At 49.0% G+C, this 18,431-nt stretch carries 14 protein-coding genes; 11 read left to right on the forward strand and 3 right to left on the reverse strand.

What is annotated here, in order from left to right:
- Window positions 1–434: 434 nt before the first annotated feature.
- Entirely contained in the window at window positions 435–1,976 is a 1,542-nt protein-coding gene (gene garD, locus ABUE20_RS05145; RefSeq protein WP_408618778.1) for a galactarate dehydratase, read from the reverse strand.
- A 373-nt stretch (window positions 1,977–2,349) separates the two neighbouring features.
- Here garD and ABUE20_RS05150 point away from each other — a divergent pair, with 373 nt between their 5' ends.
- The 8 genes from ABUE20_RS05150 (at window position 2,350) to ABUE20_RS05185 (ending at window position 11,251) form a co-directional block, all read left to right on the forward strand.
- Window positions 2,350–3,726: an MFS transporter gene (locus ABUE20_RS05150; RefSeq protein WP_408618779.1), complete on the forward strand. Its 1,377-nt coding sequence runs from the start codon at window positions 2,350–2,352 to the stop codon at window positions 3,724–3,726.
- A gap of 15 nt (window positions 3,727–3,741) precedes the next feature.
- A complete protein-coding gene (locus ABUE20_RS05155) occupies window positions 3,742–5,076 on the forward strand; it encodes an enolase C-terminal domain-like protein (RefSeq protein WP_408618780.1) in 1,335 nt (444 codons plus the stop codon).
- 27 nt (window positions 5,077–5,103) lie between these two features.
- On the forward strand, window positions 5,104–6,441 hold the full coding sequence (gene gudD / locus ABUE20_RS05160) for a glucarate dehydratase (protein WP_408618781.1): 1,338 nt from the start codon (window positions 5,104–5,106) through the stop codon (window positions 6,439–6,441).
- Between the two features lie 52 nt (window positions 6,442–6,493).
- Window positions 6,494–7,261, forward strand: a complete 768-nt coding sequence (gene garL, locus ABUE20_RS05165) for a 2-dehydro-3-deoxyglucarate aldolase (RefSeq protein WP_408618782.1) — start codon at window positions 6,494–6,496, stop codon at window positions 7,259–7,261.
- 43 nt (window positions 7,262–7,304) lie between these two features.
- A complete protein-coding gene (garR, locus tag ABUE20_RS05170; RefSeq protein WP_408618815.1) occupies window positions 7,305–8,195 on the forward strand; it encodes a 2-hydroxy-3-oxopropionate reductase in 891 nt (296 codons plus the stop codon).
- 66 nt (window positions 8,196–8,261) lie between these two features.
- Complete coding sequence (locus ABUE20_RS05175) at window positions 8,262–9,410, forward strand: glycerate kinase (protein ID WP_408618783.1); 1,149 nt, start codon at window positions 8,262–8,264, stop codon at window positions 9,408–9,410.
- Between the two features lie 168 nt (window positions 9,411–9,578).
- Window positions 9,579–10,688, forward strand: a complete 1,110-nt coding sequence (locus ABUE20_RS05180) for a sugar diacid recognition domain-containing protein (protein ID WP_408618816.1) — start codon at window positions 9,579–9,581, stop codon at window positions 10,686–10,688.
- An 80-nt stretch (window positions 10,689–10,768) separates the two neighbouring features.
- The gene (locus ABUE20_RS05185) at window positions 10,769–11,251 is read left to right on the forward strand and encodes a hypothetical protein (RefSeq protein ID WP_408618784.1); all 483 of its coding nucleotides are present in this window, start codon (window positions 10,769–10,771) and stop codon (window positions 11,249–11,251) included.
- Here ABUE20_RS05185 and cueR read toward each other — a convergent pair.
- On the reverse strand, window positions 11,236–11,664 hold the full coding sequence (gene cueR / locus ABUE20_RS05190; RefSeq protein WP_408618785.1) for a Cu(I)-responsive transcriptional regulator: 429 nt from the start codon (window positions 11,662–11,664) through the stop codon (window positions 11,236–11,238). The two genes, ABUE20_RS05185 and cueR, sit on opposite strands and share 16 nt — an antisense overlap.
- Before the next feature lie 2 nt (window positions 11,665–11,666).
- Window positions 11,667–14,006, reverse strand: a complete 2,340-nt coding sequence (locus ABUE20_RS05195; RefSeq protein WP_408618786.1) for a heavy metal translocating P-type ATPase — start codon at window positions 14,004–14,006, stop codon at window positions 11,667–11,669.
- A gap of 335 nt (window positions 14,007–14,341) precedes the next feature.
- Between ABUE20_RS05195 and ABUE20_RS05200 the strand changes: the two genes are divergently transcribed.
- The 3 genes from ABUE20_RS05200 to dnaN all read left to right on the forward strand — a co-directional run bounded on the left by ABUE20_RS05200 (window position 14,342) and on the right by dnaN (window position 18,429).
- The gene (locus ABUE20_RS05200; protein WP_408618787.1) at window positions 14,342–15,688 is read left to right on the forward strand and encodes an alanine/glycine:cation symporter family protein; all 1,347 of its coding nucleotides are present in this window, start codon (window positions 14,342–14,344) and stop codon (window positions 15,686–15,688) included.
- A 209-nt stretch (window positions 15,689–15,897) separates the two neighbouring features.
- A complete protein-coding gene (gene dnaA, locus ABUE20_RS05205; protein ID WP_408618788.1) occupies window positions 15,898–17,316 on the forward strand; it encodes a chromosomal replication initiator protein DnaA in 1,419 nt (472 codons plus the stop codon).
- Window positions 17,317–17,325: 9 nt separating this feature from the next.
- The gene (gene dnaN, locus ABUE20_RS05210; protein ID WP_408618789.1) at window positions 17,326–18,429 is read left to right on the forward strand and encodes a DNA polymerase III subunit beta; all 1,104 of its coding nucleotides are present in this window, start codon (window positions 17,326–17,328) and stop codon (window positions 18,427–18,429) included.
- Window positions 18,430–18,431: the final 2 nt, after the last annotated feature.

Genomic DNA, 18,431 nt, shown 5'->3' on the forward strand with positions numbered 1-18,431 from the left:
CCTGTTTGTATCCCCTATTGATTTTCCATCCGTTCTACCTTGACCAACCCCCGAGTTGGTCTTTTAGTTTTTCCGGACCAAGCTCATGAACAACGTCTGTTGATACAGTGAGATCCAACGGAAACACCTCCCTAAGATTCGAATTATTATGCGGGCGGCCGTGTTGTCTATTGTGGGTTGTGATAAAAGCTAAATAATGAGGGAAACCAGTATTTTCATCTGATGAGGATCGCAGGGGCTAAAAGGAGAATAACCGCAGCCGTTCAATTGACAGATCTTTTTGCATATCATGCTGCGGGTTGAGAATGGCCCGTACGATTCGGACCTTCTCATGGGAAGAACACATCAGACAGCTGACTTAGGAACATGAATCGCCTTGACAAAGGTCGTCGGTCAGATCAATCCATGCTCGATAGAGGCTATCGATATCAAACTCAAGTCACAGGAGCCGGGTTAAAGACTGACAGTTGATTATAAAGTCCCCAGCGCTGGGCCCATGTTTGATGTCGTCCACTTGCCACCGCGAGGATCATTTCAAACAATTCCTGACCTAATTGTTCAATACTGCTTTTTCCTTCCGCTATCACGCCCGCATTTATATCGATCAAATCCGGCCAGCGGTCAGCTAGTGCACTATTCGTTGCCAATTTAATCACCGGAATCGCCTTAAGCCCATAAGGAGTTCCCCGACCGGTCGTAAATACCTGCAAGGTAATGCCACTTGCCAATTGCTGGGTACCGCACACAAAATCACTAGCGGGTGTCGCCGCAAAAATCAGTCCTTTTCGAGTCGGACGTTCACCGGCGGCTAAGACTTCCACAATTGGAGAACGACCCGATTTGGCAATAGAACCTAACGCTTTTTCAACCACGTTCGCCAATCCACCTTTTTTATTGCCCGGCGATGGATTCGCACTACGATCCGTTTGCCCCTGTTCCAAATACGTATCATACCAACGCATCTGCTCAATCAGATCAGTCGCCACTTGGGCATCCGCAGCCCGAGGAACCAGCAAGTGGATGGCATCGCGGACTTCGGTCACTTCAGAAAACATCACCGTGGCACCGCAACGAACCAGTAGATCAGCCGCATATCCGACCGCAGGATTGGCGGTCACACCAGAAAAGGCATCACTGCCACCACACTGTACTCCAATGACCAACTCACTGGCTGGGCAGCGTTGTCGTTGCCGCTGATTCAGTCGAGCCAGCAATGTATCCGCCTGCTGCATAATGTCATCAACCATCGATTCAAATCCCTGATGACGTTCATCTTGCAACATAATGATCTGTTGCTCAGGCACATTGAGAGTATCGCCGGGGATTTCCAGTAACCGTTCCGGCTGAAGTTTTTCACATCCTAACCCGACAACCAACACTTCATTCCCAAAGTTCGGATTCTTCGATAAGTTATGTAAAGTGCGAATGGGAACCACGGCAGCCGGTGCATTAATTGCCACACCACAGCCATATAGATGATTTAATCCAACCACACCATCGACATTGGGATATTTAGGCAGTAGCTCCTGTTCTATTTTGGAGACCACATAATCAACTACCCCAGCGACGCAATGCACAGTCGTGGTGACGGCCAATAAGTTTTGAGTTCCCACCGAACCATCCGCGTTGCGATACCCATCAAAGTAATAACCCGTGAGCGGGGGCTGGATCTCGCCATGACCATAATCCAGTGGTAACTCATCCAATGCGGGTGCCGTCGGTAGTTGTACTCTGAATTGGTGGATCCAACTTCCGGCAGCCAAATCGCTAACCGCATAGCCAATCACTTGGTTATAACGTCGAATCGGGTCGCCTTGTTTCAGATCGGTCAGTGCCACTTTATGCCCCATTGGCACATCTTCTTGTAATTCGATGTGACCATTCACTATCGTACCAGAAGGTAGTCCGTCAACATTCGTGACAATGGCCACATTATCCCGCTCATCCACCTGAATGAGCGATAAGCTTGTTTTCATGGGTACACCTTTTTGCTAAGCAACTTTGCTTAATATCCACTATCGGACCAACGCTTGGTGATCTCAACACCAAGTCACGAAGACAATTCATACTTTGTGATTAAGTCACCATCGTTTTATTCATCTGCCAAAAAATAATCCCTGCAATCCGTCCATCTTGAGTCATTTGCCCAATGCGTAGCACTTCAGCTGCTTCATACAATGAACACACAGCAAATAACAATTAAAGCAAACAATTTGGGACTGTTGATCTGTGGAGGTTGCCCGTCGTTCGGATTGAATGCGTTCCGAATGTTCCTTCGCACACAACTGTAACAACAAGATCAACAGGCACGCCCCTACACCAACATTCAAATTGAAGAGGCTGAAAGATATGGAACATATAAAATCGCAAGCGACGACCGCCGTAAAAAGTCAAACGCATGCTCGCTACTGGATCGTAGCCATGCTATTCATTATTACGTCTGTCAACTATGGAGACCGAGCGACGATTTCGATCGTCGGCGACCCGATGTCCCATGCGCTGGGAATTAGTTCTATCGCAATGGGATACATTTTCTCCGCATTTTCATGGGCCTATGTCATTGGGCAAATCCCGGGAGGATTGTTGCTTGATAAATTCGGTTCCAAACGAGTGTACCTGATCTCCATTATTACCTGGTCTATTTTCACATTCTGCCAAGGGTTTATCAGTCTGTTTCCCGGTGCATCCGTAATTGCCGTCCTCTTTTTACTGCGCTTTTTAGTCGGAATGTGCGAATCACCGGCATTTCCCGGCAACAGTCGTATCGTCGCCGCTTGGTTTCCGGCACAAGAACGTGGTACCGCATCTGCTATTTTTAACTCTGCACAATATTTTGCCACCGTTATTTTTGCTCCGATCATGGGATGGCTTACCCATAACTACGGCTGGCACCATGTGTTCTTCTTTATGGGGATCATGGGCTTTATTGCCGCGTTCATGTGGCAAAAAATCATCTATCCACCTAATCAGCATCCGCGCGTCAATGAAGCCGAATTAGACTACTTAAAAGAAGGTGGTGCCCTGATTAATCTAGATAAAAAAGATGTCGCGGCTTCAGATGATGCTCAACCGAAAATTGAACTACAGGTTTCTAAAGGTCAGGCCATTAAACAATTGATTAGCTCTAGAATGATGTTAGGGATTTATCTGGGTCAATATTGTATTAACGCCCTGACTTATTTCTTTATTACTTGGTTCCCGGTGTATCTGGTTCAGGCCCGAGGAATGTCCATCTTACAAGCTGGTTTCGTGGCGGCTATCCCGGCGGTTTGTGGGTTCTTAGGGGGAATTTCCGGAGGGGTGATTTCAGACTTTTTACTCTCACGCGGAGTCTCGCTTACCTGGGCTCGTAAAACGCCCATTATCTGTGGCATGTTACTTTCAACATCAATGGTCGTCTGTAACTATATCGATACTCAATGGCTAATCGTTGCCTTTATGGCCCTATCATTCTTCGGTAAAGGAGTGGGTGCTCTCGGTTGGGCCGTCATGTCAGATACCGCCCCGAAAGAAGTGGCCGGATTAAGTGGTGGGATCTTTAATACTATCGGTAATTTATCCGGGATCATCACCCCAATTGCCATCGGCTATATCATCGCAATGACCGGTTCATATAACGGAGCCCTGATCTATGTCGGTATTCATGCTCTGATAGCGATTTTCAGTTACATTTTTATCGTCGGAAAAATCCAACGTATGCAACTGTCACCTGTTCTGTCTGCTTAACATAAGGGATAAACAATGACTTTTAGTTCAACGCCATTAATTACTCAGGTCGAAGTTGTTCCGGTCGCCGGCTTTGACAGCATGCTATTGAATATTGGTGGTGCACATAACGCTATATTTAGCCGAAATATCATCATCATTCATGATAACAGCGGCCATATCGGATTAGGCGAAGCCCCCGGTGGCGAAGTAATTGAACAAACACTGACCCAAGCGGCAAACCAACTGCTCGATCAACCTATAGCCTACTGTAACCGACTGGTACATCAGATCCATTATGCCCATCAAACCGCCGATTTTGAGGTTTTCGGTCAAGGGGCGTGGACCTTTGAACTCCGCGTAAACGCCGTCGCAGCTATTGAAGCGGCCTTGCTGGATTTACTGGGTCAACATCTCAACGTTCCGGTCTGTGAATTACTGGGACCGGGTCGACAACGAGATGCGGTCACCGTCCTCGGCTATCTATTTTACGTAGGGGATAACCATCAGACTGATCTGCCTTACCCACAGCCTGAAGCGGGGCATCCTTGGTATCAAATCCGCCGGCAAAAGGCCATGACTCCCGAAGCAATTGTCCGACAAGCGGGTGCTGCTCAGAGCCGTTATGGATTTAAAGACTTTAAACTCAAAGGTGGCGTCTTAGCCCCCGAACAGGAAGCTGAAACTATTCATCAGTTGGCAACTGCTTTTCCGGATGCCCGGATAACCATTGATCCCAACGGGGCCTGGTTACTGGATGAAGCCATCAGCTTAGGTAAACAGCTCCGCGCCGATCTGGCCTACGCCGAAGACCCCTGCGGTGCTGAACCTGGCTATTCCGGCCGGGAAGTGATGGCTGAATTTAAAAATGCGACGGGGATCCCCGTCGCAACCAACATGATCGCCACCAACTGGCGAGAACTAAATGCGGCCATCCGCTTAGAAGCGATCGACATCCCCCTAGCTGACCCGCATTTCTGGACCTTAAGTGGTGCGGTCCGTGTAGCTCAGTTATGTCATGAATGGGGGCTAACATGGGGATGTCATTCAAACAACCATTTTGATATCTCACTGGCGATGTTTACGCAGGTAGGGGCCGCTGTTCCGGGGAATCCAACAGCAATCGATACCCACTGGATTTGGCAAGAAGGTCAACATCTCACACAACACCCACTCCAAATTATAGACGGGCAGATCCGAGTTCCTGATGCCCCGGGGCTGGGGATTCAACTGGACAGAGAGCAGCTCGCGAAAGCTCATCGATTGTATCAAAGCCTACCGAATGGGAAACGGAATGATGCTCAGGCAATGCAGTATCTGATCCCTGGATGGCAATTTGATCGAAAAAGGCCCTGTCTGGTACGCGATTAATTGAAACGAATTGATAAAGAGGAAATTATGAGTTTTTCAACAGCACCTCAAGTCACTGCAATGCAGGTTATTCCTGTAGCAGGTCACGACAGTATGCTCATGAATTTAAGTGGCGCACATGCCCCATTTTTCACCCGTAACTTAGTCATTCTCACCGACTCCAGCGGCAATCAGGGTGTTGGCGAAGTCCCAGGAGGTGAAAAAATTCGTCAAACCTTAGAAGATGCTAAATCATTGGTGATTGGTCATACGCTAGGTGAGTACAAAAATGTGATGAATCAAGTGCGCCGCACCTTCGCAAAACGAGATGCCGGTGGCCGGGGCCAACAAACATTTGATTTACGCACGACAATTCATGCGGTCACTGCCATTGAAGCGGCCATGCTAGATCTATTAGGACAAGCCTTAAATGTTCCAGTGGCGGCACTACTGGGTGAAGGGCAGCAACGGGATGCCGTCAAAATGCTGGGCTATCTTTTTTATGTCGGCGATACCCACAAAACTGACTTACCTTATCTTCGTGAAGATCAGCAATCGGATGATTGGTATCGTCTGCGTCGCCAGCCCGCAATGGATACAGCGACGGTTGTCGCGCTTGCTCAGGCAGCCCAGCAAAAATATGGCTTCGCCGATTTTAAATTAAAAGGGGGCGTATTAGCGGGTGAAGCCGAAGCGGAAACGGTCACAGCGCTACACCAAACATTTCCGGAGGCCCGCATCACCTTGGATCCTAATGGTGCGTGGTCACTGCAACAGGCGATTCAATTAGGTCGGCAACTCACCGGTGTGCTTGCCTATGCCGAAGACCCCTGCGGGGCAGAACAAGGCTTCTCCGGACGTGAAATTATGGCTGAATTTCGTCGGGCAACCAGCTTACCGACAGCCACGAATATGATCGCAACCGACTGGCGACAAATGCAACATTCCATCCAATTGCATAGTGTCGATATTCCACTGGCGGATCCGCATTTCTGGACCATGCAAGGTTCAGTTCGTGTCGCGCAGATGTGCCATGAATGGGGACTGACTTGGGGCTCTCACTCTAACAACCATTTTGATGTTTCACTGGCGATGTTCACCCATGTCGCCGCAGCGGCTCCAGGAGACATCACCGCCATCGATACCCACTGGATCTGGCAGGAAGGAACCGACCGCTTAACTCAAGAGCCATTAACGATTAAAGGAGGCATGGTTCAGGTTCCTCAGAGACCGGGACTAGGCATCCAACTGGACATGCAACAGGTCGAAGCTGCACACCAGCTTTATATCGATCAAAAACTGGGTGCACGAAATGATGCCAAAGGAATGCAGTACCTCATTCCCGGCTGGCAATTTGATCCGAAAAAACCCTGTATGGAGCACTAGTTCCATTCAGTAAAACGCTGAACAATCACTTTTAATATTAAAAGGATACATTATGACGGAAGCAACTGCTCTTAATCCGCTGCGTCAAAAACTACAAGCGAAAGAACGCCTCATCGGCTGCTGGTCTGCATTAGCTAATCCCATTTCAACCGAAATTTTGGGACTCGCAGGCTTTGACTGGATCCTGCTGGACGTTGAGCATTCCACGAATGACTACAGCGACTTGATCCCCCAACTGATGGCCCTTAAAAACAGCCCCAGCACACCGATCGTTCGTCCTCAGGCCAATCGCCCTGAAATCATTAAAAAATTATTAGATATTGGCTTCTACAATTTCTTAATCCCATATGTGGAAGATGCCGAACAAGCCCAACTCGCCGTCAGCGCTACCCGCTATCCTCCATTGGGGATCCGCGGCGTTTCCGTGGCACATCGCAGTAACCAGTTTGGAACCATCACCGATTATTTTGAAAAAATTAATGACTCCATCAGCGTCATCGTTCAAATCGAATCCCAGAAAGGCGTCGATAATGTTCAAGAGATCGCCGCCATTGAGGGCATTGATGGTATTTTCATCGGCCCGGCCGATCTATCGGCATCATTAGGTCATCTGGGAAACCCGGGGCATCCCGATGTTCAAAAAACGATCCGCTACGTTTTCGACCAAGCGGCCAAAGCGGGCAAAACCAGTGGGATCCTCGCCCCTAATCGGGAAGATGCACTGCGCTATCTGGAATGGGGGGCTAATTTCGTCGGCGTCGGCTCCGACCTCGGGCTCTTTAAATCAGCCTGTTTTGCCCTAGCTAAAAGTTATCAATAACACGCTTTATTTTTCTCAGACATCCAGTCTATAGGAGTACATGATGAATATGAAAGTTGGCTTTATCGGTTTAGGCATTATGGGTAAACCCATGAGTAAAAATTTACTCAAAGCCGGTTATGACTTGGTGGTCTATGATAGTAAAGCCGCGACTTGCCAGGAACTCGAACAGGCCGGAGCCACCGTGGCCGACTCCAGCAAAGCCGTTGCCGAACAAGTGTCGGTGGTGATCACGATGCTCCCCAACTCTCCACATGTGAAAGCCGCTGTGTTGGGTGAAAATGGCGTCTTAGATGGATTTAAATCCGGCGGCACACTGATCGACATGAGCTCCATTGCCCCACTGGCCAGCCGCGAAATTGCCGCTGAGTTGGCCAAACAGGGGATCGAAATGCTTGATGCTCCCGTCAGTGGCGGTGAACCCAAAGCCATCGATGGCACGCTCTCGGTCATGGTCGGAGGCAAACAAGACATTTTTGACCAATATAAAGAGCTCCTGTCATGCATGGCCGGCTCCGTCGTTCGGACCGGGGAAATCGGTGCCGGGAACGTCACCAAACTCGCCAACCAGGTCATCGTGGCCCTCAACATCGCCGCCATGTCTGAAGCCTTAACGCTCGCCACCAAAGCCGGTGTCGAACCTGAACTCGTCTATCAGGCCATTCGCGGCGGACTCGCCGGCAGTACGGTTCTCGATGCCAAAGCCCCCATGGTTCTCGACAACAACTTCAAACCCGGCTTTCGCATCGATTTGCATATTAAAGATCTGGCCAATGCCCTCGAAACCGGTCATGGCATTCATAGTGCCCTGCCCCTGACCGCCGCCGTTATGGAGATGATGCAGGTCCTCAAAAATGACGGACTGGGGGAATGCGACCACAGTGCACTGGCTAAATACTATGAAAAATTAGCCCATATCGAAGTGCGAAAATAATACAACAGGCCAGCAACGCTGGCTCTGTTCCCTTGTTTTAACCGACTCACATGCATGGGATCGCGTATGAATATTGTTATCGCTCCTGATTCATTTAAGGAGAGTATGAGTGCTATTGGTGTCGCTGAGCAGATAGCTCTGGGGTTCAAGGCCATCTATCCGGATGCGCAGTATACCCTCACGCCGGTCGCCGACGGTGGCGAAGGAACGGTGGACGCACTGGTCAATGCCACCCGGGGAAAACGCGTTCAAACCACGGTCACCGGCCCTCTTGGCGCGCCTGTTATCGCTGAATTCGGGTTAACCGGTGATGGCCAAACCGCCGTCATTGAAATGGCGGCCGCCAGTGGCCTGATGCTGCTCCCCCCCGAGCAGCGTCAACCGCTTCACACCACCAGTTTTGGGACCGGGGAACTGCTGATTGCCGCCGCCCGCCATGGGGTATCGCACATCATTCTGGGGATTGGCGGCAGTGCCACCAATGATGGCGGGGCCGGATTGCTACAGGCCATCGGGGTCAAATTGCTGGATGCAGCGGGTCATGAACTTCCCCCCGGAGGCGGGGCGCTCTCGGCGCTGGCACGGCTCGATACCCGCCAACTGGATCCGGAATTACAGCGCTGTCAGATCACCATTGCTTGTGATGTCACCAATCCACTCGTTGGTCCGCAAGGGGCTTCGGCGATATTCGGTCCGCAAAAAGGGGCTACGCCGGCGATGATTGCTCAGCTCGATGCCAATCTCCGCCACTATGCCCACTGTCTGGCGCAACATACCGGGATCACCATTGCCGATTATCCGGGTTCCGGTGCCGGCGGTGGCATTACCGCCTCCCTGCTGACCGTGTTGAATGCCAAGCTCTACTCCGGGATCGAACTGATTATGGAGGTTGTGAAGCTGGAGGCTGCCATTCGGGAAGCCGATCTGGTGATTACCGGTGAAGGTCGACTCGACAGTCAAAGCATTCAGGGGAAGGTGCCCGTTGGCGTCGCAAAATTGGCCAAAAAATATCATAAACCCGTGATCGGGATCGCAGGTTGTCTCAGTGAAGATGTCGAGGTGGTTTATGATCACGGTTTAGACTGTGTTTTTAGTGTAATACTGCGGCCTTGTTCATTGCAGGAAGCCTTTGATGACACCCGTCAGAATCTGGTCATCACTGCGCGAAATGTCGCCCGACTCTATCAGTTAGGCCAGCTCGCGGCTACCGCATAAGTTGTCCGGTATGGCGCGCCTTAGTCAGCTTCAAATGATGCATAGCAGGTTGTCATGATCACAACGAGACCCCCCTTAGGCGTGGGTGAATCCACTAGCGCTTCACCATTAAACCAATACGATGATTTTTTGAATCACCAATTAGCCCAAGCTATCGTCTCCCGCACCATGAAAATTATCGACTGTAATGTCAATATTATGGATGCCAGCGGCGTCATTATCGGCAGTGGTGATGCGGATCGTATTGGTGAACTACACGAAGGCGCCTTACTGGCTCTGTCCAACGGCGAAATGTTTATCGTCAATGACAGTCTGGTGCAACACCTGCACGGGGTACAACCCGGGATTAATATGCCAATGCGCCAAAATAATAAAATTGTGGGTGTCATCGGTCTGACCGGAAATCCGGAAAATCTTCAGCAATATGCCAAACTGGTGACCATGACCGGTGAAATGATGCTGGAGCAGTCACAACTATTATCCATGTTGGCTCAGGATCAACGCCTCCGTGAAGAGTTAGTTTTAAACTTGATCCGCAGTAGTTCTCTTTCTGATGAACAACGAGAATGGGCCCAGCGGTTGGGTATCGATCTGACCATTCCCCGAATTGCCGTCATTATCGAGATCGATAGCGGCCAATTACTGGTCGAAGACACCATCTATGAGCTACAACATCTGTTGAATCGGCTGAGCCAACCTGAACACCACAATCTAGTGGCTCGAACATCTTTAAATCGAGTGACGGTGCTAAAGCCCGCATTAAATCGAGCCGGGGAATTTGACCGCCAGTGGATCCATCAACGTATTCAGTTACTTTTTAAGGATCTGGATCAAAACAGCAAATTACAGCTACAAGTCGCTATCGGCCACTATTTTACCGGTGAAGGCAGTATTAGCCGCTCTTATAATACAGCCTCTACCACACTTAAAATCGGTAAAATGTACCGCCCCGAGCAACGAATCTACGATTACCACGACCTACAACTCCCAGTGTTGTTAGATGCGCTTCAGGACAGTTGGCAAACTGCAGAATTTTTACGTCCGCTAAATCGGTTAAAAATGATGGATGGCAACGGATTATTGCGTAAGACTTTGCTGACATGGTTTCACCATAATACCCAATTAACACATACGGCACGGGCATTATTCATCCACCGAAATACACTAGAATATCGGCTCAACAAGGTTTCAGAGTTAACCAACTTGGATATTCGAGGCAGCTTTTTTGACAGAATGTTACTTTATATCGGCCTGCAACTCGATGAAACGGTCACCTAAGCTCACCATGATCCGTTCGTCTTAGCCGTCAAACTGCTTTAAACTAGACGAGGTAAGGAACACAACTAAGGGATGCACCAGTGACATCATCAGACTCTTCGCAACAAACTATCGAGCCGGATCAGATCGAGCGCTTTAATAAACGGTTGCTCACGCTTGAGAAAGATAAGATGCGACTCTGGAAAGAACAGAATATCCAGCGAGAGGAATTGCTCCAACTGCACGAAAAATGGCAGATACTGCGCAGCAACACAACCGATGACGAGCTAGCACTAGCAACCGAAATCTTGGAAACTGATACTCCCGAAAGCAGCAACGCTCAGATTCATCATTCTCAGCCCCAACCGGAATTACCTCCCTCACCACCAGAAACCACCGCCCCAATGGCAACCGCGCCGTCCAGCCAAACGGACGACATCTGTCAGGAAGTCGCCCGACTCCGACGCCAACTGCGATTAACCACATGGTTAGTGGTACTCATCGCCGTGATGCTGGTTGACTGGCCAATGCTTTGGATTAACCTTCGTTACTGGGCTACTCAGTTTTCTCATTTGTGGCAGTGACATTCAGGGGCTATTTCCGTCGTAGCAGAATGCCCGGCCAGCGAATCCAGAATCGGACAATTGGGGTGGTCATCTCCAGCACAACAATCTATCAACGTATGCAGACTATCCCGCAGCTGAGTCAGCTGGCCAATCCGCGACTCGATCTCATGCAAATGGGCCCCGGCAATCTGTTTTACATCCGATGAGGCTCGGTTACGATCCACATATAGAGACAGCAACTGTTCACATTGTTCAAGGCTAAAACCAATTTTGCGGCAATTTCCCAGAAAGCGGAGTTGATCCAGTTGGCGCTGCCCATAACTGCGGTAACCATTTGACTGCCGATCCGCTTTCACTAGTCCAATGTCATGGTAATAACGCACGGTTTTTACCGACAGACCACAACGTTTTGCAACTTCACCAATCTTCATGGTTATTCCTCCTGGCGGGGTTTCCAACGAGTCAACCGAACCGAATTCGAAACCACGGATAATGAACTTAACGCCATGGCGGCTCCTGCAATCGCCGGACTCAACATGCCCGAAGCGGCCAAAGGAATACCAATGACGTTGTAGCAAAATGCCCAGAATAGATTCTGCTGAATAATGCGCCAAGTTTTACGAGCGAGCAGCAACGCATTAGAGACCAGTAATGGGTCATCACGCATTAAAGCAACATCGGCGCTCTCAATCGCCAAATCACTCCCACTGCCCATTGCAATTCCGACATCGGCCTGCGCTAATGCCGGCGCATCATTCACACCATCACCGACCATCAGTACTTTGCCACCACGGCTCTGACGATCTCGAATCTGTGCCAGTTTATCTTCGGGCTTCAGTTCGCTGGCCCAGTCATCTAGCGAGAGTTGTCTGGCAATGCGTTCAGCCACTTGATGCTGGTCTCCAGTGAGCATCACGGCTGCCACTTGATGCGCCTGCAATTGTTTCACCGCCGAGACAGCGTTGGTACGCAGCACATCGGTTGTCGATAGCACGCCAATCATCTGACCATCTTTGGCCACAAAAATAGTATTTTGCCCTTGCTCCGATAAGGTTCCGGCCTGCTCAAGCAAGGATGTATCCATCGCAACATGAAATTGCTGTAGCAACGCCTGATTCCCGACCAGAATGATACTTTGGGTCGAATCTTTCAGATGGGCTTCAATGCCCATGCCCGGATAGCTATTAAAGTAATCCAGTTCAATCAGCGGCTGCTGATTAGCAGCTAACATTGCCTTAGCTAAAGGATGCTGACTCCCTTGCTGAGCACTCGCAACCCATTGCAACAGCTGCTCTTTGTTATCGGCAAGCACCGAGGCCAGAGTTGGATTTCCCTCGGTTAAAGTGCCGGTTTTATCAAAAACCACCTGATTAATCTGACGGGTTCGTTCCAGCGCGTCGATATTTCTAAATAAGATCCCATATTTGGCACCACTTCCGGTTCCGGCCACTAAAGCCGTCGGAGTTGCCAGTCCCAGCGAACAAGGACATGCAATTACAAGTACGGAGATCGCTGCGGTAATTCCCCCACTCCAGGTTCCAAAAATGCCCCACAGCACGAGCGTGACCAGCGCGATGGTCAATACCACCGGAACAAAATAAAAGCTGATTTGATCGGCCAGTTTTTGGACCGGCGCTTTGCCAGCCTGAGCATCACTCACCATCTGGATCATCCGGCCGAGGGTACTGTCGGCATTCGCGCGAGTGACTTCCACTTTAACCAGCCCCTCACCATTTAAACTCCCGGCGAGCACCGTTTCTCCGCTCTGATGGGCTACCGGTGCACTTTCGCCGGTGATCAATGCTTCATTGAATTCAGATTGTCCCCAGCGAACAATGCCATCAGCGGGCACTTTTTCTCCTGGTTTAACTAAAACCCAATCCCCCTCAACCAAGTCATCCACGGCAATATCGGTCGCCACATCGCCCTGCAGTCGATGCGCCTGCATCGGCGCTTCATTAATCAGCGTTGAAATAGCCTTCGCCGCCCGTTTTTTGGCTCGATCTTCAAGAGCTTTCCCCGCCAAAATCAACGTGATAATGACTGCGGCCCCATCAAAATACAGGTGCGGGAGCCCAGAGAGATAAAGCCAGACACTATAAAAGTAGGCGGCGCTGGTTCCCATAGCCACCAAAGTGTCCATGCTTCCAGCCCGAGAGCGTAACGCATGCCAAGCACCTTTATAAAACGGCCAACCTAAAATAAACTGAACCGGCGTGGCCAACAGCCACTGGAGCCACCCCGGCAAGGCGGTTGAGATGAGCATCGGCACCACTAGTGGGATTGTCAGCACAAGGCTAACGACCAACCGCCAAGGAAAATCCGCACGAGTTTGCGGTGCCTCAGACTTTACCGGCTGATTATCCTCAACCTGGTAACCCGCATTCTCAATCGCTTTGACGACGACATCCTCTACGTGACTATCCGGTAAGCTTGAGACGGTGGCCTGACCCAGCGCATAGTTCACTTCTGCACCCAAAACACCCGGTACTTTATTTAAAGCTCGCTCCACAGCAGCCGAACAGCCCGCACAGCGCATCCCGGCGACTTTCCACTGTTGGCGCTGCAAGGGTACCGGATAACCGGCATTATCCAGCGCTTTCGTCACATCGCCAATGGAAGCATCATCAGCAAGTTCAAAATGAGCCTGATTAAGTGCCAGATTAACCGTAACATCCGCTACACCTGGCTGCTCATTCAGGATTGCTTCAACGCGGCTGACGCAGCCAGCACAGCGCATCCCTTCAACGGGAAGAGTATAAGCATTCGACATGGTTAACCTCCTTCGGTATGACCATTTGGATGAATCAACATCATGTACTATAAACCTTCCTATAACAGTAAGGTCAATGCTTATATTTGATAAAATTTACATTTAAAAACGATTCAAATATGCTCCTAAATCGAGCAGTTATTGTTCATCGAGCTGACGCTTAGTGGCGGATTTTCAAACTCGCGGCATATATCATGCTTATTACACACAATAAAATTGATTAATAAGAAAATTTCTGTAGTAATGCCCTATTTTGAATCACATCAACAGTTCAGTTATTCATTTGTGCGCGACAAATTCAGTCTAATTATAATTTTATTCAGGAGTCATGAAATATGGACGAAATAGAATCCATTATAAAAAGCATTAATGGTGTAGTGTGGGGACCATTAATGCTTGTACTCATTCTTGGGGTCGGCTTATTTTTATCGCTCGGCCTTAAGTTAATGCCCGTATTAAAAATTCCTCACGGTTTTAGCCTGCTCTGGTCCGGCCGTTCCGCCGATCAGGCCCACAAAGGTGAAATTCCACCTTTTCAAGCACTCATGACGGCCCTTTCAGCCACCGTCGGGACCGGGAACATTGCCGGCGTTGCTACGGCTATTTTCTCAGGTGGACCCGGAGCACTTTTCTGGATGTGGCTCACCGCATTAATTGGAATGGCGACAAAGTATGCCGAAGCGGTGTTAGCCGTACGATTCCGGGAAACCGATGACCGAGGGCAACACGTCGGTGGGCCGATGTATTACATTAAAAATGGACTCGGGAAAAACTGGGTTTGGCTTGGTTTTTTATTTGCTGTTTTTGGCGCCTGTGCCGGGTTCGGGATCGGAAATACCGTCCAGTCTAACTCCGTCGCCGATGTCCTTCATACCACATTCCATGTGCCCACTATCGCAACCGGCATTGTGCTGATGGTCTTAGTCGGAGCAGTCCTAATCGGTGGGATCAAGCGAATCGGTAGCGTCGCTGGCGCATTGGTACCGATTATGGCCATAGCCTATATTCTGATCGGTTTATATGCCTTAGCACTCAATGCCGATCAACTTCCCAATGCTTTTCATCTGATTTTCACCCATGCATTTACACCGACAGCAGCCACCGGCGGCTTTGCGGGTTCTATCGTCTGGGCAGCGATCCGGTTTGGGGTCGCACGCGGGATATTTTCTAACGAAGCCGGATTAGGTTCAGCCCCTATGGCTCATGCTTCTGCACAGACCAATGATCCAGTGCGACAAGGGCTGGTAGCCATGCTGGGAACTTTTATTGATACAATTTTGGTTTGTTCAATCACCGGCTTAGTGATTGTGAGTTCTGGTGTATGGACCAGTGGCGAAACGGGTGCTTCATTAACTGGAGCCGCGTTTAATCACTCCATGCCATTGATCGGCCAAGCCGTAGTAGCTATCGCACTCGCTATTTTTGCTTTTACAACCATTATCGGCTGGTCTTACTATGGCGAACGCTGTGTAGAATTTCTATTAGGCGTCAAAGCCATTACACCTTATCGTATTTTATGGATCCTGGCACTTCCATTGGGTGCGACGCTCAACTTGGATTTTGTATGGCTGGTAGCTGACACGCTCAATGCCATGATGGCTATCCCCAATTTAATTGCATTAGCCTTATTAAGTCCAGTGGTTTTCACCTTAACTAAAAGCTATTTTGCAAATCAAAAATAACCGTTAAACCAAGCTAAATGCACGCATCATGGCGTGTATTTAGCTCCTTTTTCAGAATATCCACTCCCACTTTGCTCCTGCATGCAACGGCTGATTTTATAAGCAACAATTTTTTCATATTAAAGTCGAGGAATTGGGCGGAACGCCTAGAGTTTCAACGCTTCCCGGTATAAAATAATCGGTCATTTCGAGATCTATTGGAGTTACGTGTGAGTGTATCGTTGTGGCAACAGATTGTCAGTCGACTGCAGGATGAACTGCCGGCTACTGAATTCAGTATGTGGATCCGGCCCTTGCAAGTCGCGCAGGATGAAAAGTTGCTGACATTATATGCACCAAACCGTTTTGTACTCGATTGGGTCAAAGATAAATACGTCATTCGCATCAATGCGCTACTCGATGAATTTTGTGGTGCCGATAAACCCAGCCTACGTTTTGAAGTGGGCAGTAAACCGGCCCGTCCGACGGTCATCGCCGATCCCGAACCGGAGAATCCCCGACAACCCCAAGTTGAAGCACCGGTTCGTCCAGCCGTTCAGCCACAACCACTGCAAGAACGGAGTTGGGATCGTGATACGCACCATCGAGGCGAACGTGAAATATCATATCGAAATAACATCAATCCTAAACATAAGTTTGATAATTTCGTTGAAGGTAAATCGAACCAATTAGCCCGAGCGGCAGCTTCTCAGGTAGCCAGCAATCCAGGTGGCGCTTATAACCCGCTGTTTTTATATGGCGGAACCGGCTTAGGGAAAACCCACTTACTGCATGCTGTCGGCAACGGTATTCTGGAACGCAAACAAAATTCACGCGTCGTCTATATGCATTCGGAGCGATTTGTGCAGGACATGGTAAAGGCCTTACAAAATAACGCCATTGAAGACTTTAAGCGTTATTATCGGAGCGTTGATGCCTTATTGATTGATGATATTCAATTTTTTGCCAATAAAGAGCGATCTCAAGAAGAGTTTTTCCATACCTTTAATGCACTTCTTGAAGGCAATCAACAAATCATCTTAACCAGCGATCGCTATCCTAAAGAGATTGATGGGGTTGAAGACCGGCTAAAAAGCCGTTTCGGTTGGGGATTAACCGTCGCGATTGAGCCACCGGAACTCGAAACCCGGGTCGCAATCCTCATGACGAAAGCTCAAGAAAATAACATTCGACTGCCCGATGAAGTCGCTTTTTTTATTGCGAAACGATTACGCTCGAATGTCCGTGAATTAGAAGGGGCATTGAACCGAGTGATCGCTAACGCAAATTTCACGGGCCGCGCAATTACCATTGATTTCGTGCGCGAAGCTCTGCGCGATCTTTTAGCGTTGCAGGAAAAATTAGTCACAATCGATAACATCCAAAAAACGGTGGCTGAATATTACAAAATTAAAGTAGCTGACTTGCTCTCAAAACGGCGCTCTCGCTCGGTAGCTCGGCCGCGTCAGTTAGCGATGGCGCTGGCAAAGGAGCTCACTAACCATAGTTTGCCTGAAATTGGGGATGCATTTGGGGGACGAGATCATACGACTGTCCTGCATGCTTGCCGTAAAATTAATCAGCTTCGGGAAGAAAGCCACGATATCAAAGAAGATTATCAAAACCTTATTCGAACTTTGTCATCTTAGGGATCCAACATGCATTTTCAAATTAGTCGGGAAGCTTTGCTCAAACCATTACAGTTGGTCAGCAGTGCCATTGGTGGACGGCCTACCGTTCCCATCCTAGGCAATATTCTGATGGTTGTTTCCGAACGGGACGTATCGTTGACCGGCACCGATATGGAAGTCGAATTACGAGCTAATATTCAGGTGGAACAAGCGTTAGAAAGCGGCGCGGTCACCGTTCCCGCCAAAAAATTTGTCGATATCTGTCGAGGTCTTCCGGATGGATGTAGCATTGAATGCAAAACTCAGGGGGATCGTATGCAGATCCGCTCAGGGCGAAGCCGTTTTTCATTAGCCACCCTGCCCGCCGATGATTATCCCAATGTCGATAGTTGGGAACCGCAGTTAGACTTAGTGATCACCCAATCAAAAATAAAGCAACTTATTGAAAATACACAGTTTTCTATGGCAAGCCAAGATGTTCGGTATTATTTGAACGGCATGTTATTCGAATCTGAAGGCCAACTCTTACGAACAGTCGCCACTGATGGTCACCGATTAGCCGTCGCATCCGTGCAAACCGGGCTGGATCTGGAAAACATTCAAGTGATTGTGCCCCGTAAGGGGGTGTTGGAATTGACCCGATTACTGGATCAAGAGGATGCCCAAGTTCAATTGCAAATTGGCGATAATAATATTCGCGCAATGGTCGAAGGATTTACATTTACTTGTAAGCTGGTCGATGGACGATTCCCTGACTATCGTCGAGTGATCCCAAGTATTGGTGATAAAATTTTAATTTCCGGGCGAGAAGAATTACGACAAGCTTTTTCTCGGGCCGCCATTTTATCCAATGAAAAATTCCGAGGGGTCCGTTTGCAGCTGGCCAATGAAACCTTGACCATCACAGCCAATAACCCCGAACAGGAAGAAGCTGAAGAAATTCTCGACGTGACTTATCAGGGCACTGATTTAGAAGTAGGATTCAACGTTTCCTATATTTTGGATGTCTTGAATGCCCTTAAATCTGAGCAAATTCGAATGACTCTTTCAGATAGCATTACTGGAGCCATTATTGAAGATAGTGAGCAATCGGGTCAGGCACTGTATGTTATTATGCCAATGCGGCTATAGCA

This window comes from Celerinatantimonas marina (assembly GCF_046054165.1).
Classification (GTDB): domain Bacteria; phylum Pseudomonadota; class Gammaproteobacteria; order Enterobacterales; family Celerinatantimonadaceae; genus Celerinatantimonas.